Here is a 23,435-nt window from a genome sequence, read left to right on the forward strand (position 1 = left end):
TTACTGGGGGCTTGGGCTTCCGCTGGAGCGCCCGACTTCGCGCTGTTCCAGCGCCTTGCCGGTAATGTTTTTCAGGCGGTCGACGAGGCCGTCCTTCTCGGGTTCGCCCGCGAGGGCGACCTCCAGGACCTCGCTGATGTGGGAGACGGGGATGATCTCGATCATCTCCTCGTACTCCTCCTCGATCATGACGTCCTGTTCGTTGGCCTTCGGGATGATGACCTTGTCGAGGCCGGACTTGGCCGCGGCCTCGATCTTGTGGGTGACGCCACCGACGGGCAACACGTCGCCCCGGACCGACAGCGAGCCGGTCATGGCGATGTTCTGCTCGACGGGCACGTCCTCCAGCGCGGAGATCACCGCGGTCGCGACGGTGATGGAGGCCGAATCGCCGTCCACACCGCCCTCACCGGCCTGGACGAACTGGATGTGGACGTCTTTCTCGGTGATGTCCTCGTCGCTGAACTTCTTGATGATCGCCGAGACGTTCTGGACTGCCTCCTGGGCCATCTCCTTGAGCTGACCCGTGGCGATCACTTCACCGGGGCCCTGCGAGGGCGTGACCTCGGCCATGACGGGGAGGACGATACCGGAGTCCTCGCCCATCACTGCGAGACCGTTGACGCGGCCGACCACGTCGCCCTGGTTGACGGTGAGCTCGTAGTCTTTGCGGCGTTCGATGTAGTTGTCCGCGAGCTGTTGCTCGATGGAGCGGCTGCGGCGTTTGGCCTGCAACACGTCCTCGCGCTCGGTGTACTCCTTGTCCTCTGCGCGGGCGATGTCGCCGGCGACCCGCACCAGCCCACCGAGGTCGCGCAGTTTGAGGGTCAGGTGCCCCTTCCGGCCCGCGCGGCGGCGGGCTTCGAGGATGACCTCTTCGACGGCTTCCTCGTCGAAGTGGGGGAGCCGCCCGTCTTTCTCGACCTCCTGGGCGATGAAGCGGGCGTACTTCCGGCGCATCTCGGCGTCGTCCTCGATGGTGTCGTCCATGTACACCTCGTACCCGTAGCCCTTGATCCGCGAGCGCAGGGCGGGGTGCATATTCTCCATCGCGTCGAGGTTCCCGGCCGCGATCATGATGAAGTCACACGGGACGGGCTCGGTCTGGACCATCGCACCCGAGGAGCGCTCGGACTGGCCCGTGATCGAGAACTTGCCCTCCTGGATCGCCGTCATCAGCTTCTGCTGACTGCGGATGTCGAGGGTGTTGATCTCGTCGACGAACAGGACGCCCTTGTTGGCCTTGTGGATCGCGCCGGGTTCGACGCGGTCGTGGCTGGGCGTCTCCATGCCACCGGACTGGAACGGGTCGTGGCGCACGTCGCCCAGCAGGGCACCGGCGTGGGCACCGGTCGCGTCCTCGAAGGGTGCGGTGTTCTGCTCGGCGTTGTTGACGAGCAGGTTCGGGATCATCGCGTCGTTGCCCCGCGAGCCGTAGCGGAACGCGAGGTAGATGACACCGGCCGCCAGGATGCCCAGCAGGGGTTGCTGGACGATCAACAGCGAGTAGCCGATGACGATAGCGATGATGATCCACATGAGGAAGCTACGCATCTGGTTGCGCTTGCGGGCTTCCTCCTTGTGAGCGTCGACGATCTGGTCCCCCTTGCCGGCGGGAACGGTCCGAACTTTCGGCTCGTTACCGTCGTCGGGGTTGTGATAGACGAGGACGTCCTGCAGTTCCTCCTTGGGGAGCAACTGGCTCATCGCCTTGGCGAGCATCGACTTCCCGGTCCCGGGCGAGCCGATCATCATGACGTGGCGCCGCTGTTTGGCGGCCTTTTTCACCACGTCGCGGGCGTGGTCCTGCCCGATGACCTGATCGACCAGGCGGTCCGGGACCTCGATGTCGTGGGTCGAGTCGATGTCGAGGCCGCCGAGGATGTCGTCCTCGGCGTTCTCCTCGTCGACCGGAGCATCGATCTCGACTTCGCTACCGAGGTCGTCGATGGTGCCCTCGTTGCCGTCGGGAACGCCCGACTCGTCGTCGTCCCCATCGCGGACGCTCTCGACGCCGTCGATGTCGTCGACCACGTCGTCGAACGCGTCCGGGGACTCCTCGGCGGAGTCGGGCCCCCCGTCTTCGGGGTCGTCGTCGGTGTCCGTATCGTTGCTCATAGAACCGTTGCTGTTAGCGAAAGGGAAGGGCTGTCGACTGATATACTTTCTCCCCTATTCCGACCAGTGAGAACGGAGAAACCGCCAGACTGCGATCCGTCAGACGCTCCGTCGGGTGATCGCGAACGACTCGCGTGATTTATCAAACAGCCCACGTACGTACTGGTATGACACGGGGGTTCTACATCGGCCGCTTCCAGCCGTTCCACGACGGCCACCGCGAGATGACCGACCGCATCGCCGAGGAGGTCGACGAGGTCGTCGTCGGGATCGGGAGCGCCGACGCCAGCCACACCGTCCGGAATCCGTTCACCGCGGGCGAACGGATCATGATGGTCTCGCGCGTCCTCGACGAACTGGACACCCAGACGTACGTCGTTCCCATCGAAGACATCGACCGCAACTCCGTCTGGGTGGGTCACATCCAGAGCATGGCACCGGATTTCGACGTGGCCTACTCGAACAACCCGCTCGTGATCCGGTTGTTCGAGGAAGCCGGCATCGAAGTCCGCCAATCCGAGATGTACAACCGCGGTGATCTGAAAGGGTCCCGCATTCGAGCACGGATGATCGAGGGCAAAGACTGGGAGCACCTCGTCCCCGACGCCGTCGTCGACGTGATCGACGAAATCGACGGACTGGAGCGGCTCCGCCGGATATCGGGCGACGACGGCGGCGACGCGACCGAGAACGACCACTGAGACCCCACACGACAGCAGATGATAACCCTCGCCTCCGATTTCGGCTCACCGTACCCGGCCGCGATGAAAGGCGTCATCCTGCAGGAGTCGGACGCGCGTCTCGTCGACGTGGCCCACGACTTCCCCCGGCAGGACGTGCGAACCGCCGCGTTCTGGCTCCGGGAGGTGCTCCCCTGGTTCCCGCCGGCCGTCCATCTGGTCGTCGTCGACCCCGGCGTGGGCACCGACCGGGCCGCGGTCGTCGCCCGCGCAGGCAACCACGCCCTCGTCGGCCCGGACAACGGCGTCTGCCTGCCGGCCGCCCGTCGATTGGCGGACGGAGCGGACGAAATCGAGGTCTTCGAGATCGATCTCGGCGACCCGGCGAGTTCGACGTTCCACGGGCGGGACGTGTTCGCGCCCGCGGCCGCGCTGGCCCACGATGCTGGCGTCGAAGCGTTCGAGAGCCGTTCGGAGTTCGCGCCGGTCGGGGAGTGGACCGACCTGACGTTCCCCGAACCGACGGTCGAGAACGGTCGCGCCGAGGGCGAGGTTCTGGTCGTCGACGGCTTCGGCAACGCGATCACGAACGTGCCCGGCGAGGTACTGGACGAACGGTACGGCGGGACGGTCCGCGTGAACGGCGAGTCCGCGCCGGTGGAACCGACCTACGCCGCCGTCGAGGCGGGCCAGCGGCTGGTGACCGTGGGGAGCCACGAGAACGTCGAGTTAGCGGTCAACCGGGGCCGGGGCGCGGACGCCTTCGGCGTGGGCGTCGGCGACGCGGTGTCGATCGACCTCGATCACGCCTGAACCCGGTCGAGCAAGTCCGCGAGCGCCTGCCGGGCCACCCGTTCTTTGATCTCGGTCCGGGAGCCGTCGAACTGGTAGCGCTCGACGGTCGTCGTGGACTCGCCGCTCCCCCACGGACCGGCGTAGGCGACGCCGACGAAGACGGTCCCGATCGGGTGGTCCGCGCGGTCGCGCTCGGGCCCGGCCACGCCGGTCGTCGAAACACCCCATGTCGCGTCGGCGGTGTCGCGAGCGGCCTTTGCCATCTCCCGGCCGACCCGCTCCGAGACCGCACCCTCGGCGTCGAGCGCCTCACGGGAGACGCCCAGAACCTCGCGTTTGGCGTCGTAGCTGTAGGTCACGTACGAGCGGTCGAAGTACTCGCTGGACCCGGGCACGTCCGTCACGAGCGAGGCGACCAGCCCGCCCGAACAGGACTCGGCGGCCGCCAGCGTCTCGCCGCGCTCGGCCAGCGCCTCCCCGACCTGCGTCTCGATCAGTGGTTCCTCCCCGAACCCGTGCATACCCGGAGCCACGGCACCGACCGTGTTGAAAGCCGCGACCCGCCGATCGGTTTTAGGTACGCCAAAACTTCGACGGGTTTAAGTTTGGATTAGGCAGACCTAAAACCGATGGAAGCGAACAGACGGCAGCTGCTCCGGACGGCGACGGCCGTGGCCGCTGGACTGGGGCTCGCAGGGTGTAGTGGTAGTACAGATGACGGAGCGTCGACCGACACGGCGACGGACGCGCCCACGGACACGCCAGCGTCGACAGAGGACGACGCTGAGGTGGAACCCTCGGCGAGCGTCGGTGCGGGCGCGGCCGTCGCCGCCGAGTGGACGGTCATGAGCGCGCGGTTGGACGACGCGTACACGCTCGGCCTGGCCGGGATGACCGGCGAAGGGGAAGCCGTCGCCGGCCGGACCTTCGAGCGCTTCGAGGGTGCCAACGGCGAGTACGGGGCTCACGAGTACCTCGAGGAGACGAGTACGACCAACTACGAGGGCTTCGAGAGCGGTCTCGTCGACCTCCGCGATGGGCTGTCCAGCGGCGACAAGGAAGCCGCGGAGGACGGCTGGCGCAGTGCCCAGCAACATCTCCGGGAGGCACAGATCGCGGTCGTCGGCGAGACGGGTGCGAACGCGCTCGGCGTCCTCCGCTACGGTGTGGCGGTCAACGACGTGGAACTGCTGGCGGCCGCCGGCGAGACCGAGGCGGCGGCGACCGTCGCCGGCGAGATCAAATCGTGGTTCGAGAACGCGCCCGAACACGGCGCGCTGGAATCGGCCGACAGCGAGGCCTACGAGAGCCTCGAAGGTGCGATGGAAGACGCACGGCGTGCGGCGAGTGCCGGCAACGTGGCCACCGTCCGGAGCGCCAGCGATGCGGCCATCTCCGCGTCCGTGACCGGAGCGAACGCCATCGCCAGCGGGGACCTCGCGGCCGCCGGCCACCTCGCGGCCTACCAGGCCGAGGGCTGGGACGCCGCGGCACTCGCGTCGCTGGGCGGCCCCTCGACGAATCTCGCCCACGCCGCGGTCCTGAACAGCTACCGGGCGCGGGTCTACGACGCCCACTGGCTGGCGGCCCGAGGCGCGACCGACACCGCACAGACGATGGTCGACGACGTGTTCGAGCACTTCGAGACCGACGCACACGGCTACCACGAAGCCCTCGAAGAGGCCGACGGCGAGGCCTACGAGGGCTTCGAGCGCGGCCTGAATTCCCTCTCGACGGCCATCGGCAACGGCGACAGCGAGGGTATCGACTCGGCGGTCGCCACCGTCGACGAGAACCTCGTCACCGGCATCGAGGCGCTGGCCGGGTCGACAGGCGCGACCCTGCTGGAAGCCGCCTTCTTCCGGGCCCGGGTGGCCGACGCCCGCGAGATCTACCGGCTCGGGGCCAACAACGTCGCGTCGGGCGTCGTCGGGTCGGTGTTCGAGCGGTTCGAGGCCGACGAGGCCGGCTTCCACGAGGCCTTCGAGGACACGGACGCCGAGAGCTACGAGGCCTTCGAGTCGGCGCTGTCTTCGCTACGGACGGCCATGGAGAACACGAACGACAGCGGCGTCGAGACCCACGCGACGGCAGTGATGGACGAACTGCTGGGATACATGACGACCGCCGGCTCGACCGCACAGGTCAGCGCCGCCGAGTCGACGTACGTGGCCGCCCGCGGGTTCGACGCGGCCGCGCTGGCCGCCCTCGACGAGCAGAGCCGCGCGAACACGGTCGTCACCGACGCCCTGACTTACTTCGAGGGCGGTGCCGGCGGGTTCCACGAAGCTCTCGAAGACGCCGACGGCGAGGTCTACGAGAGCTTCGAGGCGGATCTGAGCGCGGTCGGGAGCGCCGCCGGGAACGACAGCGACGCCTACGCCGCGGCGACGACCTTCTACACGCGAGCCGTCGAGGCGGCCTATGCCACCGTCGCGGCCGCCGGCGGCTCGTTCGGCGGCGCGGCGGGCACGATGGTCGACGCCGTGTTCACCAGTTTCGAGGCCAACGACGGCGGCATCCACGAGACACTGGAGGACGCCGACGAAGGAGCCTACGAGAACTTCGAGAGCGGTCTGGACGGCCTCTCGACAGCGCTCGCGGAGAACGGTGACGTGCGCGGGGCCGCCAGCGCCTACGCGAACACCACCCTGCGCGCGCAGTTCGCCGTCGTCGGAGCGCTCGACGATGCGCCGGTCAGCGCAGACGGCGGGAGCACCGGCGAGGAGAAGCGTTACGCCGGTGGGCCGAACGTCCAGCAGGGCACGCCGAGCGACGCCGACCACGTGATCGATATGAACCTCGTCGCGTTCGACCCGAAAGAGATCACGGTCCAGAAAGGCGACACGATCGCCTGGACCCACAACAAAGGCGAACCACACTCGGTCACCGCCTACGAGGACTCGATCCCGTCGGACGCCGAGTACTGGGCCTCCGGCGGCTTCGACTCGGAGTCGGCCGCCCGCGCGGGCTGGAACGGCGGTGACACCATCGAGGGCGCAATCCGCTCGGGCGAATCCTACGTCCACACCTTCGAGACCACCGGCACCCACGAGTACGTCTGCATCCCTCACGAGGAGATGGGGATGAAAGGCACCGTCGTCGTCGAAGAGTAGACATCGGGCCGCTACCGTGACGCCGAGGGGCGTCACTCGCTGTCTCTTCTTGCGCGATCGACTGCGAGACGCTGTCCGTTCGGGCTCAGCGACGCGGTCGGCTCGAAAAATGTCGGGTAGTTGCTCGGCCGCCACTCACTACGAAACGAGAGTCTCCCGGTAAGACTCGATTACTCCGCGGCGATGACGTCGTCGATGCGGACGATCATCGTCGCGGCCTCGGTCGCGGACTCGACGGCTTCCTCCTTGACCGCGGCGGGGTCGAGGACGCCGTACTCGACGGGGTCGCCGATGATACCCGTCTGGCCCTCGGAGATGATGCCGGCGCGCCCCTCGCTGTCGAACTCCGAGCGGAGGTCGACGAGCGCGTCGATGGGGTCCATGCCGGTGTTGGCCGCGAGCGTGCGCGGGAGCACGTCGACGGCGTCGGCGAAGGCCTCGACGGCCAACTGCTTGCGGCCCTCGATGCTCGCGGCCTCGTCGCGGATGTGGGCCGCGATAGCGATCTCGGCGGCACCGGCACCGGGGACGACGCCGCCTTTATCGAGCGCGGCGGTCACGACGTCGAGCGCGTCGTTGAGCGCGCGTTCGAGTTCGTCGGTGACGTGTTCGGTGCCGCCGCGGGCGAAGACGGTGACGGCGTCGGCGGCCGCACCACCCTCGATGAAGACGACGTCGTCGTCGTCGTACTTCTCGACGCGGACCGCGTCGGCCTCGCCGAGGTCGTCGGCTTCCAGCTCCTCGACGGCGCCGGCGCGGGAGCCGCCCGTCGCGGAGGCGATGGACTTGGCGTCGTCGTCGCCGACGCTCTCGAAGGCGAGGATGCCCCGCTTTGCGAGGAAGGCCTTCGCGCGGTCGGCGATGTCACCGGTGACGAACAGGACCTTCGCGCCGACGTCCTCGATCTTGTCGACGTAGCCTTTGAGTTCCTCTTCCTCGGCCGCGATGGCCTGGTCGAGCTGGTCGACCTCGGTGATGTTGTACTCGGCGTCGATGCTCGACTCCTTCAGGTCGACGTCGTTGTCGACGACGGCGATGGCGGCGTCGTCGACGGAGCGGGGCATATTCTCGTGGCCCGGCTCCTCGTCGACGAGGACGCCCTCGACCAGTTCGGTCGCCGAAGAGGAGGCACCGGTCTGGGTCCGGACGGTGATGTTGTCACGGACGACGCCGGCGTCGGTGTCGACGTGCTGGACGGCTCCGACGACGGTCTCGGCCAACTTCTCGGCGTTGACGTCGCCGGTGCCCTTGCCGGTCATGGAGGACTCGGCGACCGACAGGAGCGTCTCCTCGTCCACGTCGGCGTCGAGCGTCTCGGCGTCGATCGAGGCCTGGGCGAGCTGTGCGGCCTCGTGGTACCCCTCGACGATGGTCGTCGGGTGCACGTCGTCGTCGAGCAGGTCCTCGGCCTGCTTGAGGAGTTCGCCTGCGAGGACGGACGCGGTCGTCGTCCCGTCACCGACCTCGTCCTCCTGGGTCTGGGCGACTTCGACGATCATCTGTGCGGCGGGGTGTTCGATCTCCATCTCTTCGAGGATCGTCGCCCCGTCGTTGGTGATGACCACGTCGCCGGAATCGGAGACGAGCATCTTGTCCATCCCGCGAGGGCCCAGCGTCGTCCGTACTGCCTCGGAGATCGCCTTCCCCGCGGCGATGTTGGATGTCTGTGCGTCTTCCCCTTCTGTCCGCTGGGAATCCTCGTTGAGAATAAACATGGGCTGGCCGCCCATCCGTCGCTGTTGGCTCATAGTCACTAATGAGGTGGTCAGCGGTTCTATATAAAAGTTACTATCGGAGGAAACGGAGAGACGGCGACCGGATGTGAGGGACCACAGCAGTCGGGGACTCAGGCGGGGTCGGCGACGGGACGCGTCGTCACGCGGGCAACCGTTATTACAGGGCCGTTCGTTACCTCGGTGGATGCTGGAGCTGGAACACGAGTTCCGCGTCGTCGACGTTCACGTCCGGCTGGAACCCGACGAGTCGCGACGCTCCGACGGCCGGACGGGAGATCCCGAGACCATCGAGCGGGAGATGCACCAGGCCGGGGTCGTCCGGTCGGTCGTGTTCCCGGGTTCGCGGGACGGCAGTTATCTCAAGGTCAACAACGCCGTCGCTCGGATGAGCGTCGGGCGCTCGTTCGTCGCGTTCGCCCGGATCAACGGGGCCCGGGACGCCGGATCGAGTGCGGGCGCGCGCCTGCGCAACCTCGCCAGTTCCCGCGAGGACCACCACACCTCGCCCGAGGACGTGGAACAGTACGCCTACGACGACCGCTTCGCCGGGTTCAAGCTCCACCCTGCGGCCGACGGCCTCCCCGACGAGGAAGTGCTGGAACGGCTCGCCGACGTTGGCCTCCCGGTGCTGGTCCACGCCGGCCGGCAGTTCCCGCCCCGGGCCGTCGCCGACCACCTGCTGGACTACGAGTTCCCCGTGATCGTCGAACACTTCGGCGGCTACCCGCTCGACCGCGAGTTGATCGCGGACGGCATCGCCCTGCTCGATCGCTGGGAGTCCTGCTTCCTCGACACGAGTTTCGTCCGCTTTCGCACGCCGCTGGAACGGGCGATCATGGAACACCCCGACCGGATCTGCTTCGGCAGCGGCGCACCGGCCACCCACCCCGACGTGGGCCTCATGGAGATTCTCACGCTGGACGTGCCCGAAGACGCCATGCGGAAGGTGTTCTCGAAGAACCCCTCCCGGGTCGTCCCGGAACTGTCCTCGTCGGGCGGCGAGTGAACTCCATCGCTCCGTCCGTCTCGTAGTGTTTATCACTGACACCTGCAGAGAGGGTGACAGTGGGTGGGCACATCGACTGGCGAAACCGGTACGTGCTAGCCCTGGCTGGCGTCGTCGCCCTCGGAGCCGCCCTCCGGCTGTACGGCCTCGGCGTCGAGAGTATCTGGGTCGACGAGGCGATCACACTCCGGTTCGTCACGAACCACGGCCCCCTCGAACTCCTGTGGGTCATCCCCAGCAAGCAACCCCACCTCCCGCCGTACTACGTCTTCCTCGATTTCTGGGTCACGGCCGTCGGGACGAGCGCGACCGCCGTTCGCTTCCCCTCCGCAGTCTTCGGGATCGTCTCGCTACCACTCCTGTACCTGCTGGGCCGTGAGCTGTTCGACAGGGAGACCGGGCTGGTCGCGACACTCGTGTTCGCCGTCGCCCCGTTCCAGCTCTACTACGCCCAGGAGACGCGGATGTACAGCCTGTGGACGGTGCTGACGCTCCTCTCGTTTCTCGCCTTCCTGTGGCTCCGACGGCGGCCGACCCGTCGGCTGGCCGCGGGCTACGTCGTCGCGACACTTTCGACCGCCGCCGTCCACCCGTTCGGCCTGTTCGTCGTCGTCGCCCAGGGGCTCGTCCTCCTGATCGAGCGCCTGCTGGCCGGCGACGGGCTCACGCTCGACGGGCTGACGGCCCTCGAACGGGCTCAGGCGGCCTGCTGGGCGTTGCTCGCGCCGATCCTCGTCGTCGGCATCCTGAAGGTCGAGTCGGCCGTCGTGGGGTTCAACTTCATCTCCCCGCCGGGCCCCGGACGGGTCACCGGCACCGTGGTGGAATACTTCACGACCGCGGGCGGGACGGCCGAACTGGCAGTCGGGTCGCTGGTCGCCGTCGGTGTCGCACTCGCGCTCCGGGCGCGACCGCTCGGGCGCGAGCGTCACCTGCTCGTCGTCTGGGCACTCGTGCCGATCCTCGGGCTGGTCGCGGTCTCGTACCTGGTGACGCCGCTGTTCTGGGACCGGTACACGATCACGGCGTCGCCAGCGTGGATCCTGCTCGCGGCCCGCGGGTTCACGAGCCTCGCCCGCGACCGGTTGCCCCTCGGTCTCGAACGCCGTCACGTCGGCTACGCACTGGCCGGCCTGCTGGTCGTCTCGATCCTGCCGGCGACCGTGCACTACCACACGACCGACGAGAAAGAACAGTGGGACGAGGCCGTCCCCGACCTCGAAACAGCCGCGGAATCGGACGATCTGGTCCTGGTGATCGACCGGGCGGGGCTGTCGGCGTTCGAGTACTACCGGACGCGAGGCGACATCACCGTCCGACCGATCCACGCCGGGTGGCGGGCGAACGGGAGCTACGTCACGCCCAACGCGACGCTCCGGAACGTGACCGCCGGCCACGACCGGGTGTGGCTCGTCCTGACACACCTCTGGTTCCTGCCGGGCGAGCGCCAGCGGATGCTGGACGTGGCGGGCGAGGGGCGGCAGGTGGTCCGCCACCGGGAGTACGAGAGTATCGAGGTCTATCTGCTGGCAAACCGGACTCAGCGCCAGTCGTAGACGGACACGGCGCGGTCGGTGCGGTCGGCCCGGCCGTTTGGGTTGCGCGCGGCCGTTCGGTCGCGCCACCGGGCACGGACGCCGTCTTTGAGCCCGACGGCGAGGCCCGACAGCACGTCCCGGCCGTTGCCGAACCACTGTGACGGTTCGATGGAGCCGCCGGCGACCGCCCGGAGCCCACCACCGGCGTCGCGAACGGCGTGGCCGACCAGCCGACGGAGCACGGTCGGCCGGACGCCGTAGTTCTTCGCCAGCCGGTAGGCCAGCGAGCGGTACTTCCAGCGCCAGTCGGTGTCGGTCACGCCACCGTCGGTGCCGTACTCGCCGCGGACCGACATATCGCCGCGCCAGGTCACCTCGAAGTCCTGCCCGGCCAGTCGGTGGGCCACGTCGCGCGCGCCACCGGTGCGGAGGTACTCGTCGAACCCGTCGATAGCGTCGAGTGCCGCCCGGGTGAAGGCGGCGTTGTCGCCGTTGAAGTAGGTAACCGTGCGGCCCTTGATGCTCGTTGACTCGACGCTCTCGGTCGTCATCCCGGCTTTGAGTTCCTGGTGGGTCGGGCCCGAGACGACATCGGCGGTCTCGATGCCGGCTGCAAGCGCCGACTGCCACTCGGGTTCGACGGCCAGTTCGTGGTTGACGAAGGCGACGACGTCGCCGCTGGCCCGGTCGAGACCGGCGTTGCGCGCCACGTTGAGCCGGCGGTCGGCGATCTCGACCAGCAGATCCACGTCGGCGCGGTCCCGAACCATCCCCGTCGTCCCGTCCGAGGACGGACCGTTGACCACGACGATCTCGGCGTCGGACGCGTGGTCGGCGAGGGCGTCTAAACAGCCCGCGAGCCGGTCGCGTCCGTTGAGTGTCGGGACGACCACCGAGAGATCCATACTCCCCGTTCCCCGCCGGACCCCTAAAAAACTCGTGCCGTCAGGGGACGCGGGTGTGCCAATACGAGACCGACGCCAGGCGCTTGCCCAGCGGCGAACTGATCAGCGTGGTGTCGATGTCCCGAAACACGCTGGCCAACTCGTTGGGAATCTCGCGGTAGAGCCCGTACGGGAACGCGAAGTCGTGATCGTCGTCCACGAGGTGGAGACCGGCGCTGTCGAGCAGTCGGGACACTTCCCAGCGCGAGTAGAGCCGCGAGCCCATCGGGAGAGCCCAGTTGTACAGCGAGCGCGTGGTGAAGCGATTGAACGTGTCGAAGAAGACCTGGTTGCGCGAGACCCGCCGCATCTCGCTCAAAAAGGAGGCCGGCTGGTCGGCCAGATGGAAGAATCGCATCGCGATCACCGAGTCGAAACTGTCGTCGGGGAACGGCAGCCGGCCGGCGTCGCCCCGCATCAGGTCCATGTTCTCCGCGACGCCCGCGCGCTCGGCTTTCTCCCGGCCCTGCTGGAGCATCGGCCCGGAGATGTCGAGTCCGACGACGTTCGCCCCGCGCTCGGCCAGCATGACCGTGAACCGTCCGGTCCCGCAGGCGATCTCCAGCACGTCCCTGTCCTCGACCGGCCCGATCGCGTCAAGCACGGCCTGTTTCTCCCGCCGATCGATGAGCCGTCCCCCCCGTGAGAACCGTTTCTCCTCGTACTCCTCGGCGATATCGTCCTCCTGATACCACTCCTGTCCCTTCACGGTTTGTGCCTGATTGCGACTCGCAGTCCATAAAACGATACTGAAACGCATCGCGCGACCGCGCCAAAAGTCCCGTAATAGTAAACACACCAATACGTCTGTATCCGAACCAGAAATCGACCGACCGGAACCGACGGACGGAGGGGCGTTATCGATTCCGGCAATTTGTGTCGGCAGACTTTGTATAAGGATGCATAATACGCACTTATTTGTTCCTATTGTTTTGTCATACATATAGCCAAGTTTTACCCGTCGTGTTCGGCCACGTGCAGGTATGAGTACGACGCCGGACGAAAGTACGCACGCGGAGAACAGTGAGGAGAGTCCACTTGCAGATCCGGATTTCCGCGAGCGGTTGCGCGAGCTTCCGCCGAGCGCGAAGCTCGTCGCGAAGGTACTGGAGGGTGACGCACCGCTCTCGCAGGGGCAACTCGCCGAGGAGTCGCTGCTGCCCGATCGGACGGTACGCTACGCGCTGAACCGGCTGGAAGAATCCGACCTCGTGGGATCGCGGTACAGCTTCCACGACGCGCGCAAGCAGGTCTACTACCTGAGTCACTGACCGCAGGCTCTTTTGCCCGGCGTACCTCAGGGGTGGGGTATGGACGTTTCCCGGGTCCCCGTCGACACCGCCACGCGCGGCCCCGGCGGCGCGACGAACGCGTATCTGCTCGGCAGCGACGACGCCCTCCTGATCGATCCGGCCGCCCGGACCGACGCCCTCGACGAGGCCGTCCCAGACGCAGATCCGTCCCACGTCGCAGTGACACATCACCACCCGGATCACGTCGGTGCGGTCGCGGAGTACGCCGATGCCTGCGACGCGACCCTGTGGGCACGCGCCGGTCGCGCCGACGGCTTCGAGCGAGCCACCGGCCGCACGCCCGACCGCACGTTTCGCCCCGGCGACCGGATCGAGACGGACGACGGCCCGGTCGAGATCGTCGATACGCCCGGCCACGCACAGGAACACGTCGCGTTCACGTGGGATCGGGGCGCGGTCGTCGGCGACCTGGCGGTCGCGGCCGGCAGCGTCGTCGTCGGTGCGCCGGAGGGTGATATGCGCGCGTACCTGACGAGCCTCCGCAGACTCCACGCTCGTGGCTTCGCGACGCTGTACCCCGGCCACGGCCCTGTGATCGACGATCCCGACGCGACGCTCGCCAGGCTGATCGACCACCGGCTCGACCGCGAGCGGACGGTCCGGCGGGCCGTGGCAGAGGGCGCTCGGACGGTCGAGGAAGTCCTCGACGGGGCCTACGACAAGGACCTCACCGGCGTTCGCGACCTCGCGCGTGCGACCGTGCGCGCTCACCTCGAAAAGTTGGCCGTCGAGGGCGACCTCGACTTCGACGGCGAGCGGGCCGAGCCCTAAACTGTCGGCACCGGAATCTCGTCGAGGATCCCCTGGACGATGCTCTCCTTCTGCACGTCGTCGACGCGCGCGTCGGGCGTGAGGACCAGCCGGTGGGCGAGCGTCGGTTCGGCGACCCACTTCACGTCGTCGGGCGTGACGAACTCCCGGCCCTCGATCACGGCGCGGGCGCGGGCGCTCTCGAACAGCCGCTGAGTTCCGCGGGGCGAGACACCCACCTCGACCCGTCGGTCGTCACGGGTCGCGCGGGCGATGGCCGCCATGTAGTCGAGCAGGTCGTCCTCGACGCGGACGGCCTCGGGCGCTTGCCGGACGGCCTCCACGTCACCGGGGGCCAGCACGGACTCGACGGTCGGGCTGAGGGCGTCTCGGCCGCGGCGGCGCTTCAGCAGTTCCACTTCGCCGTCCTCGTCGGGGTAGCCGATGGCGGTCTTGACGGCGAAGCGGTCGACCTGCGCTTCGGGCAACTCGAAGGTTCCTTCCATCTCGACGGGGTTCTGGGTCGCCATGACGAAGAACGGCTGGGGGAGCTGGTGGGTCTCGCCGTCGACGGTGACCTGGCCCTCTTCCATGGCCTCCAGCAGCGCCGACTGGGTCTTCGGCGGGGCGCGGTTGATCTCGTCCGCGAGGACGACGTTGGCGAAGATGGGGCCGTCGGCGAACTCGAAGGTGCGGTCGCGTTCGTTGTAGACGTTCGTGCCGGTCACGTCCGAGGGGAGGAGGTCGGGCGTGAACTGCACACGCGAAAAGGAGAGCCCGAGCGCCGTGGCGACGCTTCGGGCGGTGAGGGTCTTGCCGGTGCCGGGCACGTCTTCCATGAGGACGTGGCCGCGGGCGACGATACCGAGGAGGACTGTTTCGAGGAACTCGTCGTCGGCGACGACGGCCGATCCGACCTCCTCGCGAACCGATTCCAGGGCGGAGCTCGCTTCGGGGATCTCCATGTCCGATCCATCCACGTCGCCGCATTTAGTGGTTGGGTCGCTGAAAGATCGCTCCGTCTTCCGAATCGAAACGGATAAAGACCAACCGGCAAAACGTTGGAGTGAGCCGAGGTAGCCTAGCCTGGCCAAGGCGGTTGCTTCGAGAGCAACTGTCCTCACGGACTCAGGAGTTCAAATCTCCTCCTCGGCGTCATTTTCGCGGCGCAATACGGTGAGCGAAGCGAACCGTCAGCGCCGCGAATGACCCGCAGGAGATTTGAATCAGGGAGTGGAGCGAAGCGGAACGACCGTGGTTCAAATCTCCTCCTCGGCGTTTTCCACGAGCCAACACGGCGAGTGAAAACGCCGTCGAGCGATTTGAGCAGACGAGTCGCAGCCCCGGAACGGCCGAGCGGAGCGAGGCCGCACGCCCGGAACGTCTCGGCGTGTTCAAATCCCCGCCTCGGCGTCATTTTCGAGGGACGGCGAGTGACGTGCGCCGCGGAGGAAGACCACTCGGTTCCGCCACCGCTTTTCAAAAACCCACGAAGGGAGGCGGTGTAATCAAGCGGCGGCGTGCGTATGTGATGGCATGGCAAAGACAGATGCGGGTGGGCCGGAGGGGCCGGACGGCTGGCCGGTCGTCGGCAACACCTTCCAGTTCGCGCGCGATCCGTTCGCGTTCTACGAGCGGTGTGCGGACTTCGGGGACGTAGTGCCCTACGAGGTCGGCGGGATGACGTTCTACCTCGTCACCCACCCCGAAGACATCGAGCGAGTTCTCTCGACGGATCACCGCAAGTTCGAGAAGGGAGCCTTCCAGCGCGAACAGTTGAGCGGCGTCCTCGGCGAGGGGTTGCTGACGAGCGAGGGCGAGCGGTGGCGCGAGCAGCGCCAGCGCATCCAGCCCACCTTCGGGCCGGAGAAGATCGACTCGTACGTCGAGGTCATGACCGACTGTGCCCAGCAGGCCGGCAGGCGATGGTGGGACGGGCGACAGATCGCGGTCGACGACGAGATGCGCCGCATCACCGTCCAGATACTCGCGCGGTCGCTGTTCGGGACCGACATCAGCGACCACGTCGAGACCATCGCGGACGCGATGGGCGACATCGGCGCCCAGGCCGAAGCGCCGGCGGCGACGGCCCTGCTCCCGGAGTGGCTCCCGACGCCGTGGGACCGCCGGGCCCAGCGTGGCGTCGACGCCATCGACGGCGTGATCGAGGACCTGATCGAGCGCCGGCGGGGCGACGCCGAGGGGCGGGACGACCTGCTCTCGACGCTCCTGGTGGCTCACGACGATGGCGAGATCACCCGGGGGACGCTCCGAGACCAACTCGTCACGTTCCTGCTTGCGGGTCACGAGACGACCTCGCTGGCGCTGACCTACACCTGGTACCTGCTGGCGGAGAATCCAGCGGTCCGAGAGCGGTTACACGACGAGATCGACGACGTACTCGGCGATGCGGTCCCGACGATGGCGGACCTCGGAGACCTGTCCTACACCGAGCAGGTCGTGACCGAGGCGATGCGGTACTACCCGCCAGTGCACCGGGTCGTCCGCGAGGCCAGCGAGGACGTGCAGTTGCGCGGCCGGGCCGTCGAGGCAGGGTCGATCCTCACGATGCCTCAGTGGATCGTCCATCGGGACGCACGGTGGTACGACGACCCCCTGAAGTTCCGGCCCGAGCGGTGGGTCGAGGACCGTGACCGCCCGGAGTACGCGTACTTCCCGTTCGGCGGCGGGCCGCGGCGCTGTATCGGGATGCGCTTCGCGAAGCTAGAGGCACAGCTCATCCTCGCGACACTGGCCAGAAATTTTCGGCTAGAACTGGTCGGCGACGGCGGGCCGCTGGACCTCACGTCGGGCGTGACCGCATCGCCGACCGAATCCGTCGAGATGGTGCCCCGGGTACGCTGACGACGCTCACTTCGTTCGGCCCGCCGCGCCCTGCTCGCGGGTCGTTCCGCCTCCCCGCTCGCCCTCTCTCCGCGGCTCCTCACTTCGTTCGGCCAGCCGCGCCCTGCTCGCGGGTCGTTCCGCCTCCCCGCTCGCCCTCTCTCCGCGGCTCCTCACTTCGTTCGGCCAGCCGCGCCCTGCTCGCAGGCCTACGGCCCGCTGGCTCTTTCCGAGGCCTCACTCTGTTCGGCCTCGCCTGTCACATCACCCGTCCGATCCGTCGCGAACCCGGTCCGGAAGGCGATGTAGGCGAGGACGCAGATGAACAGGATCGGCGGCAGGATCATGAAGCCCCAGAGCCCGTCGAGCCCCCACTGGAGGAGGAGGATCACGTCCGCAATCCCGAGCGCGAAAAAGGGCAGGATCCAGAGCGCCGCCTGCTTGCGGCTGACCCCGCCCTCGTCGCCGGACAGCAATTCGTCCATACCTCACGTTCGGCTTTCGAGGTGAAAAGCACCGCGTTGTCCACCCCGCCCGACCCACCCAGAGTTGTTAACAGATTCGCGCTCAGTTATTAATGAAAGGCAGTACGGGGCGGGGTAGTAACAGCGCGATTAATAAGACCTGAACGGCTACGGTCACGTAATGACCGACGGTACCGTGGACGGCGATGGGGACGCGGGCGAGGCGGTCCAGCTCCGGCTTGAGGTGCCGGAGATGGACTGTCCGTCGTGTGCCGGGAAAGTCGAGAACGCGCTCGACGGCGTCGACGGCGTGACCGGGTCGGAGTTCAGTCCGGCGACGGGCGTGGTCACGCTGACGGCGACCTCGGCGGCGGCCCGCGAGGCGGCCGTCGAGGCGGTCGAGGCGGCCGGCTACGAGGTGACCGACGCGTCCGAGGGCGGGACGGAGCGGTCGGGACCGGCCGCGACGGAACCGGTCTGGAAGACGACGCGAGCGAAAAAGACCGCCGTCGGTGCCGTGCTGTTGCTGGTCGGGCTCGCGGTCCGATTCCTGCCGCTGGGGCTGGACGTGGCGGTCGCCCGGCCGTTCGGCCACCCGCTGTTCGCTGCCGACGTGGTGCTGCTGGTGGCCGTCGTCGCGAGCGGCGAGGTGATCGTCCGGAACGGTTACTACTCGGCGCGGAACCTGAGCCTCGACATCGACTTCCTGATGACCGTCGCAATCCTCGGCGCGACGGCGGTGTCGCTGTTCACGCCCGAGCGGTTGCTGATCGAAGCGGCGTCGCTCGCAGTCCTGTTCAACGTCGCCGAGTTGCTGGAACGGCACGCCGTCGACCGGGCGCGGAACTCCCTGACCGAACTGCTCGAACTCGCGCCCGAGCGGGCGCTGGTCCGTCGGGACGGGGAACTGACCGAGGTCCCTGCCGGCGAGGTCGCAGTGGGCGAGACGATCGTCGTCGAACCCGGCGAGAAGGTCCCGCTGGACGGCGAGGTGATCGAGGGCGAGAGCGCGGTCAACGAGGCTCCGATCACGGGCGAGAGCGTCCCCGTCGACAAGACCGTCGGCGACGAAGTGTACGCCGGGTCGATCAACGAGAGCGGCTACCTCGAATTCGAGGTGACCGCCGGAGCCGACGACACCACGCTCTCGCGGGTGATCGACCTCGTGGAGGGCGCACAGGAGCGCAAGACCGACCGCGAACAGTTCGTCGACCGCTTCGCGAGTTACTACACGCCGATCGTCGTCGCGGCAGCCATCGTCACCGCGACGGTCCCGCCGCTGGTCCTCGGGTGGCCCGGGATCGAGTGGCTCGTCAACGGGATCACGTTCCTCGTGATCGCCTGTCCCTGCGCCTTCGTCATCTCGACGCCGGTCACGGTGGTCTCTGGCGTGACTAGCGCGGCACGCAACGGCGTCCTCGTGAAGGGCGGCGACCACCTCGAAGCGATGGGCGAGGTCGACGCCGTCGCCCTCGACAAGACGGGGACACTGACGACCGGCGATCTGGGCGTGACCGACGTGGTGCCGCTCAACGGCAACGACGAGGAAGACGTGCTCCGCTGTGCCCGCGGGCTGGAGGCCCGGAGCGAACACCCCATCGCGACGGCAATCGTCGGCCACGCCAGCGCCGAGGGCGTCGAGAACGGCGACCGCGGGGTCGAGGGCTTCGAGAGCCTGACCGGGCAGGGCGTCCGCGCCGACCTCGGCGGTGCGACCCACTACGCCGGCAAGCCCGCCCTGTTCGAGGACCTGGGCTTCGATCTCGGCCACGTCCACTTCACGACCGACGCGGGCGAGTTACCCGCCGACGCCCGCGACCAGTGTGAGCGCGCGGGCTGTCTCGACCTCGTCGAGGACACCATCCCGCGGCTCCAGAGCGAGGGCAAGACCGTGATCCTCGTCGGCACCGAAGAGGAAGTCGAGGGGCTGATCGCCGTCTCCGACACGATCCGGCCGAACGCGGCCCGCACCGTCGCGGCGCTGCGCGAGCAGGGACTGACGACGGTGATGCTCACCGGCGACAACGAGGGGACCGCCCGCGCCGTCGCCGAGGAAGTCGGCGTCGACGAGTTCCGGGCCGGTCTCCTCCCCGAGGAGAAAGTCGAGGCCATCGAGTCCCTGCAGGACGAATACGGCGAGGTCGCGATGGTCGGGGACGGCATCAACGACGCGCCCGCCCTCGCCACGGCCGACGTGGGCGTCGCAATGGGCGCGGCCGGGTCGGACACGGCCATCGAGACCGCCGACGTGGCCCTGCTGGGCGACGACCTCTCCCGACTTCCCTACCTCACGAAACTCGCCAGCCGGGCCAACGGCGTTATCCGGCAGAACATCTGGGGCTCGCTGGGCGTCAAGGCCGTCCTCGCGCTCGGAATCCCCTTCGGCGTCGTCGGCGTCATCCACGCCGTCCTGATCGGCGACGTGGGGATGACCAGCGCCATCACCGGCAACGCGATGCGGCTGGCGCGGCTGAAGCCCGAGGACCTCTAACTTACTCCCCCTCGAATTCGGGCTCCCGGTCCTCCAGCATCGCCGCGAACCCCTCGCGGTGGTCGTGGCTGTCCCAGACCTCCCGCGAGCGCTCGTACTCCATGTCCAGCCCCTCCTCCAGGGACACGTCGAAGGCGCTGTTCAGACACCCCTTGGCGCGGGTCATCCCCATCGGGGCCCGCGTCGCGAGTTCGTCGGCGTACGCGCGGGTCGCCTCGTCGACGGTCCCCGGTTCGACGACCTCGTTGACCAGGCCGATCCGCTCGGCCTCGTCGGGGTCGATCGTATCCGATTTCAGCACCAGTTCTTTGGCCTTCGCCAGCCCGATCAGCCGGGGGAGGCGCTGGGTGCCCCCGCCGAACGGGAAGATGCCGAGTTTCGTCTCCTTGAGGCCGTAGGCGGCGTCGGCACCGATGATCCGGAAGTCGAAGGGCAGGGTCAGCTCGAAGGCCCCGGCGATGGCGGCCTTCTCGATGCCGACGACGGTGGGCACCGACAGTGCCTCGATCCCGTCGAAGACGCCCCGGAGGCCGTCGTAGATTTCCTGATGGCCGTCCATGTCGGCCTCGGCCATCAGTTCCAGATCCATCCCGGCCGAGAAGACGGGACCGTTGCCCAGCAGTGTCAGCACGCGCACGTCCTCGCGGTCGTCGACGGTCTCGATTGCCGCCCGGAGGTCGTCGACGACCGTCAGGTCCATCGCGTTGCGTTTCTCGGGGCGATCCAGCAACACGTCAGCGCGGTGGTCCTCGAACGAGACGGCGACGGTTCCCGATCCGATCGGTTGCATGGGGTCACCCACTGCAGAGGGAAACAAAAAGACTCGGTCGCGCCACCCGCGCGGGACGGTGGGGAGTACTCGGCCGATCAGATCGCGAACGAGTGGCTCCGGCAGTTGGGGCAGGTCGGGCGGGCCTCGCCGGTGGTCGAGAGGTCCTGAATCCGTGATTCAGCGCCACAGGACCGGCAGATGAGTTCGTGATGTCCCATATATCAGCGTTCGTGGAGTGATTCTAAAGACGTCCCGACCGTTCTCGGTTCGTGAGGACAGTGGGTTGGAATAACCTCACGGTCTCACTTCTCGAGCAGGATCGTCGCGTCGCCGGTGAGGGCGGGGTCGCCATCGTCGTCCCGGAGGACCGTCTCGAACCGCCAGCGGTCGGCCGCGAGGCGCTCGGTCGCGGTGACCTCGGCGGCGACCGTCTCGTTGATTCCGACCGGACCACGGAAACTGAGGTTCTGGGAGAGGTAGATCACGGTGCCAGGAAGCCGGGCCAGGGCTGCGCTGATCACCCCCGCCGTGAGGGCACCGTGGACGATCCGGCCGCCGAACCGCGTCTCGGCGGCGAATGCCTCGTCGAGGTGGAGCCGGTTGGTGTCGCCGCTCGCCTCGGCGAAGGCCGCGACATCGGCCGCCGAGAGTCGCTTCTCGAATCGGAAGGTCTCACCCTCTTCGATCGACTCGGGGCGGTCCCCGTCGTCGGTGAACGCCCAGTCGACCCGATCGTAGGCCGTGTCGTTGGTTCCAGGACGGTCCGCGGCCAGCACGCCGCCATCCGTGCCGATCCGGGGACCGACCTGTGGGATGTAGGTGGCCAGATCCGTCGTCGTCACGACACCGACGAGTTCGCCGTCCTCGAGCACCGCGAGTCGTTTCCGACCGGTATCACGGAACACCGCGACGGCCCGCTGGACCGGGGCCGCCGGAGCGACGGTCGGTGGCTCGCCAGCCGTGACTTCACCGACCGGTGTCGCCTCGAGGTCGATCTCTTCGATCACCAGATCGACGATATCGGTCAACTCGACGATGCCGACGGGTTCGCCGTCTGCCACGACGATCGCGGAGCCGATCGTCTCCTTCCGGAGTCGCCGGGCGACTCGTTCGACCGGGCGGTCGGCGGGAACGGTCACCGCGGGCGAACTCATCACCTCGCGGACGGTAATCGGTATCACGGTAGTGGCCACCTGGACCAGCGGGTGCCTGAGCGTTGCTATGAACGGCCCGTTGGCCCAGTGTGGTAGCTGTTGACACAACTAGCCCTCTATATCGACGGCCGACCCGGCCGCCGCCACGCCGTCGGGGCCGGGATATCTTTTCATACCCGCCGGTCGTACTGTGAGTATGAACGAGGCCACCGTCGAGGGCGTCGGTGTCGGCGTCGGCGACGAAGGCTCGGGCGCGCCCGTCGTCGTCCTCCGTGCGCGGGACGAACTCCTGCCGATTTTCGTCAGTAGCGACCAGGCCCAGTCGATGCAACTGGCCATCGAGGGCGAACCGTTCGACCGACCGCTCACACACGACCTGTTCGTCGAGATGGTCGCCGAGTTCGGCGGCGCTATCGACAAGGTTCGCATCGACGACCTCGCGGACGGCACCTTCTACGCCAAGGTCGACGCCGAGCAGTACCACGGCGGCGAGCGCAAGGAACTGGTCTTCGACGCCCGCCCCAGCGACGGCATCGCGCTGGGCCTTCGGGTCGACTGTCCGATCCTGGTCTCGGACGAGGTGCTGGACGCCGCCGGCCGCCCGCCCGAGGAGTTCGACGTCGAGGGCACCTGATCGGTCCTCCCAGCGACTGAGAGACGACGGCCGTCTTTTTTACCGCGCGACGAGAACGTCGAAACGAACCCATGGTAGATCGCGACTACGACACGATTTTGGTGCCGACAGACGGGAGCGAGGGCGCGCTGGCGGCGGCCGAACACGCCGTCGGACTGGCCGAGCGCTACGACGCGACGATTCACGCCCTCGCAGTGGTCGACGTGGACGACGTGGCGCTAACCACACCGACCGACACCGATCTGGGCGATCTGAAGTCGACGCTACGGACACAGGCACAGGCCGACATCGACGAGATCGTGAGCCTGGCCGGTGCCGAAGGCCAGTCGACCGAGGAAGCGATCGTCCCCGACACCGAGGAGGCGATCCTCGTCGGCGTTCCCCATCGGGCTATCGTCGACTACGTCGAGGACGAGGGGATCGATCTGGTCGTGATGGGGACCCACGGTCGGCAGGGTCTCCAGCGCGTCCTGCTCGGGAGCGTCGCCGAGCGCGTCGTCCGGACCTCGCCGGCCCCAGTCATGACGATCCGGCCCACTGACGAGGACGCAGACGAGGCGTGATCAGTTCCGGACGCGGCCGTGTTCGTCGATCTCGCCGCGGACGATCCGCGTCGAGGAGATGCGTTCACCGTCCTCGGCGAGGACGTAGGGCGCGACGATTCCCTCGATGGGGTCGAACCCGTTCTCGCGCCGCAGGTCGTTGATCGCCGCCAGTTCCGGGGCCGTCTCCGGTGAGACGACCAGCGCGTCGATGTCCGGTTCGTCGCTGACGATCCCGTGCTCGTCGGTCAGCCGTCTGATCTCCACCTCGCGGCCCCATTCGTCGAGATCCCCGAAGGCGGTCTCCAGCGCGGCCCGACGCCGATCGAACGGCGGCACGTCGCGTGTCCGCGACGCCCGCGCGAACGCGTCGCTCGTCAGGCCGACGATCAACCCCTCGTCCCCGTACTTCAGCGCCGTCTCCAGGAGGTTGCGGTGGCCGTCGTGGAGCGGCCCGAACGTCCCGGCGACGGCGACACGAGTTCCGGTCACAGTCGGACTTGGCGCGCCAGGTACTTCAACGGCGACGACCGCGAGT

Annotated in this window: 22 protein-coding genes and 1 tRNA gene; 12 read left to right on the forward strand and 11 right to left on the reverse strand. The window is 67.8% G+C overall.

Features of this window, described 5'->3' with window-relative positions; all coding sequences use genetic code 11:
• Nucleotides 1-2,118 carry an ATP-dependent protease LonB gene (lonB, locus tag BMX17_RS03015; protein WP_092657510.1) on the reverse strand — a complete coding sequence of 706 codons (2,118 nt, stop codon included), beginning with the start codon at nt 2,116-2,118 and terminating at the stop codon, nt 1-3.
• A gap of 167 nt (nt 2,119-2,285) precedes the next feature.
• Between lonB and BMX17_RS03020 the strand changes: the two genes are divergently transcribed.
• Together BMX17_RS03020 and BMX17_RS03025 are read left to right on the forward strand one after the other, a co-directional pair.
• Entirely contained in the window at nt 2,286-2,819 is a 534-nt protein-coding gene (locus BMX17_RS03020) for a nicotinamide-nucleotide adenylyltransferase (protein WP_092657512.1), read from the forward strand.
• Nucleotides 2,820-2,837: 18 nt separating this feature from the next.
• Complete coding sequence (locus BMX17_RS03025; protein WP_092657514.1) at nt 2,838-3,611, forward strand: SAM hydrolase/SAM-dependent halogenase family protein; 774 nt, start codon at nt 2,838-2,840, stop codon at nt 3,609-3,611.
• Here the strand turns inward: BMX17_RS03025 and BMX17_RS03030 are convergent.
• Nucleotides 3,602-4,114: a CinA family protein gene (locus tag BMX17_RS03030; protein WP_092657516.1), complete on the reverse strand. Its 513-nt coding sequence runs from the start codon at nt 4,112-4,114 to the stop codon at nt 3,602-3,604. The two genes, BMX17_RS03025 and BMX17_RS03030, sit on opposite strands and share 10 nt — an antisense overlap.
• Nucleotides 4,115-4,222: 108 nt before the next feature.
• On the opposite strand from BMX17_RS03030, the gene BMX17_RS03035 reads away from it, so the two are divergent.
• A complete protein-coding gene (locus BMX17_RS03035) occupies nt 4,223-6,709 on the forward strand; it encodes a DUF5059 domain-containing protein (RefSeq protein WP_092657518.1) in 2,487 nt (828 codons plus the stop codon).
• A 170-nt stretch (nt 6,710-6,879) separates the two neighbouring features.
• Here the strand turns inward: BMX17_RS03035 and thsA are convergent, their stop codons facing one another.
• Nucleotides 6,880-8,439, reverse strand: coding sequence for a thermosome subunit alpha (gene thsA, locus BMX17_RS03040; RefSeq protein WP_092657806.1), 1,560 nt, complete (start codon nt 8,437-8,439; stop codon nt 6,880-6,882).
• 190 nt (nt 8,440-8,629) lie between these two features.
• Here thsA and BMX17_RS03045 point away from each other — a divergent pair, with 190 nt between their 5' ends.
• Together BMX17_RS03045 and BMX17_RS03050 are read left to right on the forward strand one after the other, a co-directional pair.
• Complete coding sequence (locus tag BMX17_RS03045) at nt 8,630-9,451, forward strand: amidohydrolase family protein (protein WP_092657520.1); 822 nt, start codon at nt 8,630-8,632, stop codon at nt 9,449-9,451.
• A gap of 59 nt (nt 9,452-9,510) precedes the next feature.
• Entirely contained in the window at nt 9,511-11,007 is a 1,497-nt protein-coding gene (locus BMX17_RS03050) for a glycosyltransferase family 39 protein (protein ID WP_170845312.1), read from the forward strand.
• On the opposite strand, the gene BMX17_RS03055 is transcribed toward BMX17_RS03050, so the two are convergent.
• Together BMX17_RS03055 and BMX17_RS03060 are read right to left on the reverse strand one after the other, a co-directional pair.
• A complete protein-coding gene (locus BMX17_RS03055) occupies nt 10,992-11,894 on the reverse strand; it encodes a glycosyltransferase family 2 protein (RefSeq protein WP_092657524.1) in 903 nt (300 codons plus the stop codon). The genes BMX17_RS03050 and BMX17_RS03055 overlap by 16 nt on opposite strands.
• A 40-nt stretch (nt 11,895-11,934) precedes the next feature.
• A complete protein-coding gene (locus BMX17_RS03060; RefSeq protein ID WP_092657526.1) occupies nt 11,935-12,642 on the reverse strand; it encodes a class I SAM-dependent methyltransferase in 708 nt (235 codons plus the stop codon).
• Nucleotides 12,643-12,916: 274 nt separating this feature from the next.
• On the opposite strand from BMX17_RS03060, the gene BMX17_RS03065 reads away from it, so the two are divergent.
• Entirely contained in the window at nt 12,917-13,204 is a 288-nt protein-coding gene (locus tag BMX17_RS03065) for a MarR family transcriptional regulator (protein WP_092657527.1), read from the forward strand.
• A 39-nt stretch (nt 13,205-13,243) separates the two neighbouring features.
• The gene (locus BMX17_RS03070; protein WP_092657529.1) at nt 13,244-14,017 is read left to right on the forward strand and encodes an MBL fold metallo-hydrolase; all 774 of its coding nucleotides are present in this window, start codon (nt 13,244-13,246) and stop codon (nt 14,015-14,017) included.
• Here the strand turns inward: BMX17_RS03070 and BMX17_RS03075 are convergent.
• Nucleotides 14,014-14,961 carry an AAA family ATPase gene (locus BMX17_RS03075; RefSeq protein ID WP_092657808.1) on the reverse strand — a complete coding sequence of 316 codons (948 nt, stop codon included), beginning with the start codon at nt 14,959-14,961 and terminating at the stop codon, nt 14,014-14,016. The two genes, BMX17_RS03070 and BMX17_RS03075, sit on opposite strands and share 4 nt — an antisense overlap.
• 105 nt (nt 14,962-15,066) lie before the next feature.
• Here BMX17_RS03075 and BMX17_RS03080 point away from each other — a divergent pair.
• Nucleotides 15,067-15,151 (forward strand) — tRNA-Ser (locus tag BMX17_RS03080).
• A gap of 381 nt (nt 15,152-15,532) precedes the next feature.
• On the forward strand, nt 15,533-16,861 hold the full coding sequence (locus BMX17_RS03085; protein WP_092657531.1) for a cytochrome P450: 1,329 nt from the start codon (nt 15,533-15,535) through the stop codon (nt 16,859-16,861).
• A gap of 188 nt (nt 16,862-17,049) precedes the next feature.
• Here BMX17_RS03085 and BMX17_RS03090 read toward each other — a convergent pair whose 3' ends face one another.
• A complete protein-coding gene (locus BMX17_RS03090; protein WP_092657533.1) occupies nt 17,050-17,325 on the reverse strand; it encodes a DUF8142 family protein in 276 nt (91 codons plus the stop codon).
• Between the two features lie 160 nt (nt 17,326-17,485).
• Between BMX17_RS03090 and BMX17_RS03095 the strand changes: the two genes are divergently transcribed.
• The gene (locus tag BMX17_RS03095; protein ID WP_092657535.1) at nt 17,486-19,795 is read left to right on the forward strand and encodes a heavy metal translocating P-type ATPase; all 2,310 of its coding nucleotides are present in this window, start codon (nt 17,486-17,488) and stop codon (nt 19,793-19,795) included.
• A 1-nt stretch (nt 19,796) separates the two neighbouring features.
• Here BMX17_RS03095 and BMX17_RS03100 read toward each other — a convergent pair whose 3' ends face one another.
• From BMX17_RS03100 to BMX17_RS03105, 3 genes are all read right to left on the reverse strand, one after another.
• Entirely contained in the window at nt 19,797-20,585 is a 789-nt protein-coding gene (locus BMX17_RS03100; protein ID WP_092657537.1) for an enoyl-CoA hydratase/isomerase family protein, read from the reverse strand.
• Between the two features lie 77 nt (nt 20,586-20,662).
• Nucleotides 20,663-20,785 (reverse strand): hypothetical protein, encoded by a 123-nt coding sequence (locus tag BMX17_RS27225; protein WP_280141354.1) that lies wholly within the window; start codon nt 20,783-20,785, stop codon nt 20,663-20,665.
• 84 nt (nt 20,786-20,869) lie between these two features.
• Nucleotides 20,870-21,748 (reverse strand): CBS domain-containing protein, encoded by an 879-nt coding sequence (locus BMX17_RS03105; protein ID WP_170845313.1) that lies wholly within the window; start codon nt 21,746-21,748, stop codon nt 20,870-20,872.
• A 169-nt stretch (nt 21,749-21,917) separates the two neighbouring features.
• On the opposite strand from BMX17_RS03105, the gene BMX17_RS03110 reads away from it, so the two are divergent.
• The gene (locus tag BMX17_RS03110) at nt 21,918-22,355 is read left to right on the forward strand and encodes a bifunctional nuclease family protein (protein WP_092657541.1); all 438 of its coding nucleotides are present in this window, start codon (nt 21,918-21,920) and stop codon (nt 22,353-22,355) included.
• A gap of 71 nt (nt 22,356-22,426) precedes the next feature.
• Entirely contained in the window at nt 22,427-22,918 is a 492-nt protein-coding gene (locus BMX17_RS03115; RefSeq protein ID WP_092657543.1) for a universal stress protein, read from the forward strand.
• Here the strand turns inward: BMX17_RS03115 and BMX17_RS03120 are convergent, their stop codons facing one another.
• Entirely contained in the window at nt 22,919-23,389 is a 471-nt protein-coding gene (locus tag BMX17_RS03120; RefSeq protein ID WP_092657545.1) for a phosphopantetheine adenylyltransferase, read from the reverse strand. It lies immediately after the preceding gene.
• Between the last annotated feature and the right edge of the window lie 46 nt (nt 23,390-23,435).

Origin of the sequence: Halorientalis persicus (assembly GCF_900110215.1) — an archaeon.
In the GTDB taxonomy this organism is placed as follows: Archaea; Halobacteriota; Halobacteria; order Halobacteriales; family Haloarculaceae; genus Halorientalis; species Halorientalis persica.

What these genes read in the sequence shown, in the direction of transcription:
- lonB (WP_092657510.1), bottom strand. Translation starts at nt 2,118, where the DNA reads ATGAGCAACGATACGGACACCGACGACGACCCCGAAGACGGGGGGCCC.
- BMX17_RS03020 (WP_092657512.1), top strand. Translation starts at nt 2,286, where the DNA reads ATGACACGGGGGTTCTACATCGGCCGCTTCCAGCCGTTCCACGACGGC.
- BMX17_RS03025 (WP_092657514.1), top strand. Translation starts at nt 2,838, where the DNA reads ATGATAACCCTCGCCTCCGATTTCGGCTCACCGTACCCGGCCGCGATG.
- BMX17_RS03030 (WP_092657516.1), bottom strand. Translation starts at nt 4,114, where the DNA reads ATGCACGGGTTCGGGGAGGAACCACTGATCGAGACGCAGGTCGGGGAG.
- BMX17_RS03035 (WP_092657518.1), top strand. Translation starts at nt 4,223, where the DNA reads ATGGAAGCGAACAGACGGCAGCTGCTCCGGACGGCGACGGCCGTGGCC.
- thsA (WP_092657806.1), bottom strand. Translation starts at nt 8,439, where the DNA reads ATGGGCGGCCAGCCCATGTTTATTCTCAACGAGGATTCCCAGCGGACA.
- BMX17_RS03045 (WP_092657520.1), top strand. Translation starts at nt 8,630, where the DNA reads ATGCTGGAGCTGGAACACGAGTTCCGCGTCGTCGACGTTCACGTCCGG.
- BMX17_RS03055 (WP_092657524.1), bottom strand. Translation starts at nt 11,894, where the DNA reads ATGGATCTCTCGGTGGTCGTCCCGACACTCAACGGACGCGACCGGCTC.
- BMX17_RS03065 (WP_092657527.1), top strand. Translation starts at nt 12,917, where the DNA reads ATGAGTACGACGCCGGACGAAAGTACGCACGCGGAGAACAGTGAGGAG.
- BMX17_RS03070 (WP_092657529.1), top strand. Translation starts at nt 13,244, where the DNA reads ATGGACGTTTCCCGGGTCCCCGTCGACACCGCCACGCGCGGCCCCGGC.
- BMX17_RS03075 (WP_092657808.1), bottom strand. Translation starts at nt 14,961, where the DNA reads ATGGAGATCCCCGAAGCGAGCTCCGCCCTGGAATCGGTTCGCGAGGAG.
- BMX17_RS03085 (WP_092657531.1), top strand. Translation starts at nt 15,533, where the DNA reads ATGGCAAAGACAGATGCGGGTGGGCCGGAGGGGCCGGACGGCTGGCCG.
- BMX17_RS03090 (WP_092657533.1), bottom strand. Translation starts at nt 17,325, where the DNA reads ATGGACGAATTGCTGTCCGGCGACGAGGGCGGGGTCAGCCGCAAGCAG.
- BMX17_RS03095 (WP_092657535.1), top strand. Translation starts at nt 17,486, where the DNA reads ATGACCGACGGTACCGTGGACGGCGATGGGGACGCGGGCGAGGCGGTC.
- BMX17_RS03100 (WP_092657537.1), bottom strand. Translation starts at nt 20,585, where the DNA reads ATGCAACCGATCGGATCGGGAACCGTCGCCGTCTCGTTCGAGGACCAC.
- BMX17_RS27225 (WP_280141354.1), bottom strand. Translation starts at nt 20,785, where the DNA reads ATGGGACATCACGAACTCATCTGCCGGTCCTGTGGCGCTGAATCACGG.
- BMX17_RS03110 (WP_092657541.1), top strand. Translation starts at nt 21,918, where the DNA reads ATGAACGAGGCCACCGTCGAGGGCGTCGGTGTCGGCGTCGGCGACGAA.
- BMX17_RS03115 (WP_092657543.1), top strand. Translation starts at nt 22,427, where the DNA reads ATGGTAGATCGCGACTACGACACGATTTTGGTGCCGACAGACGGGAGC.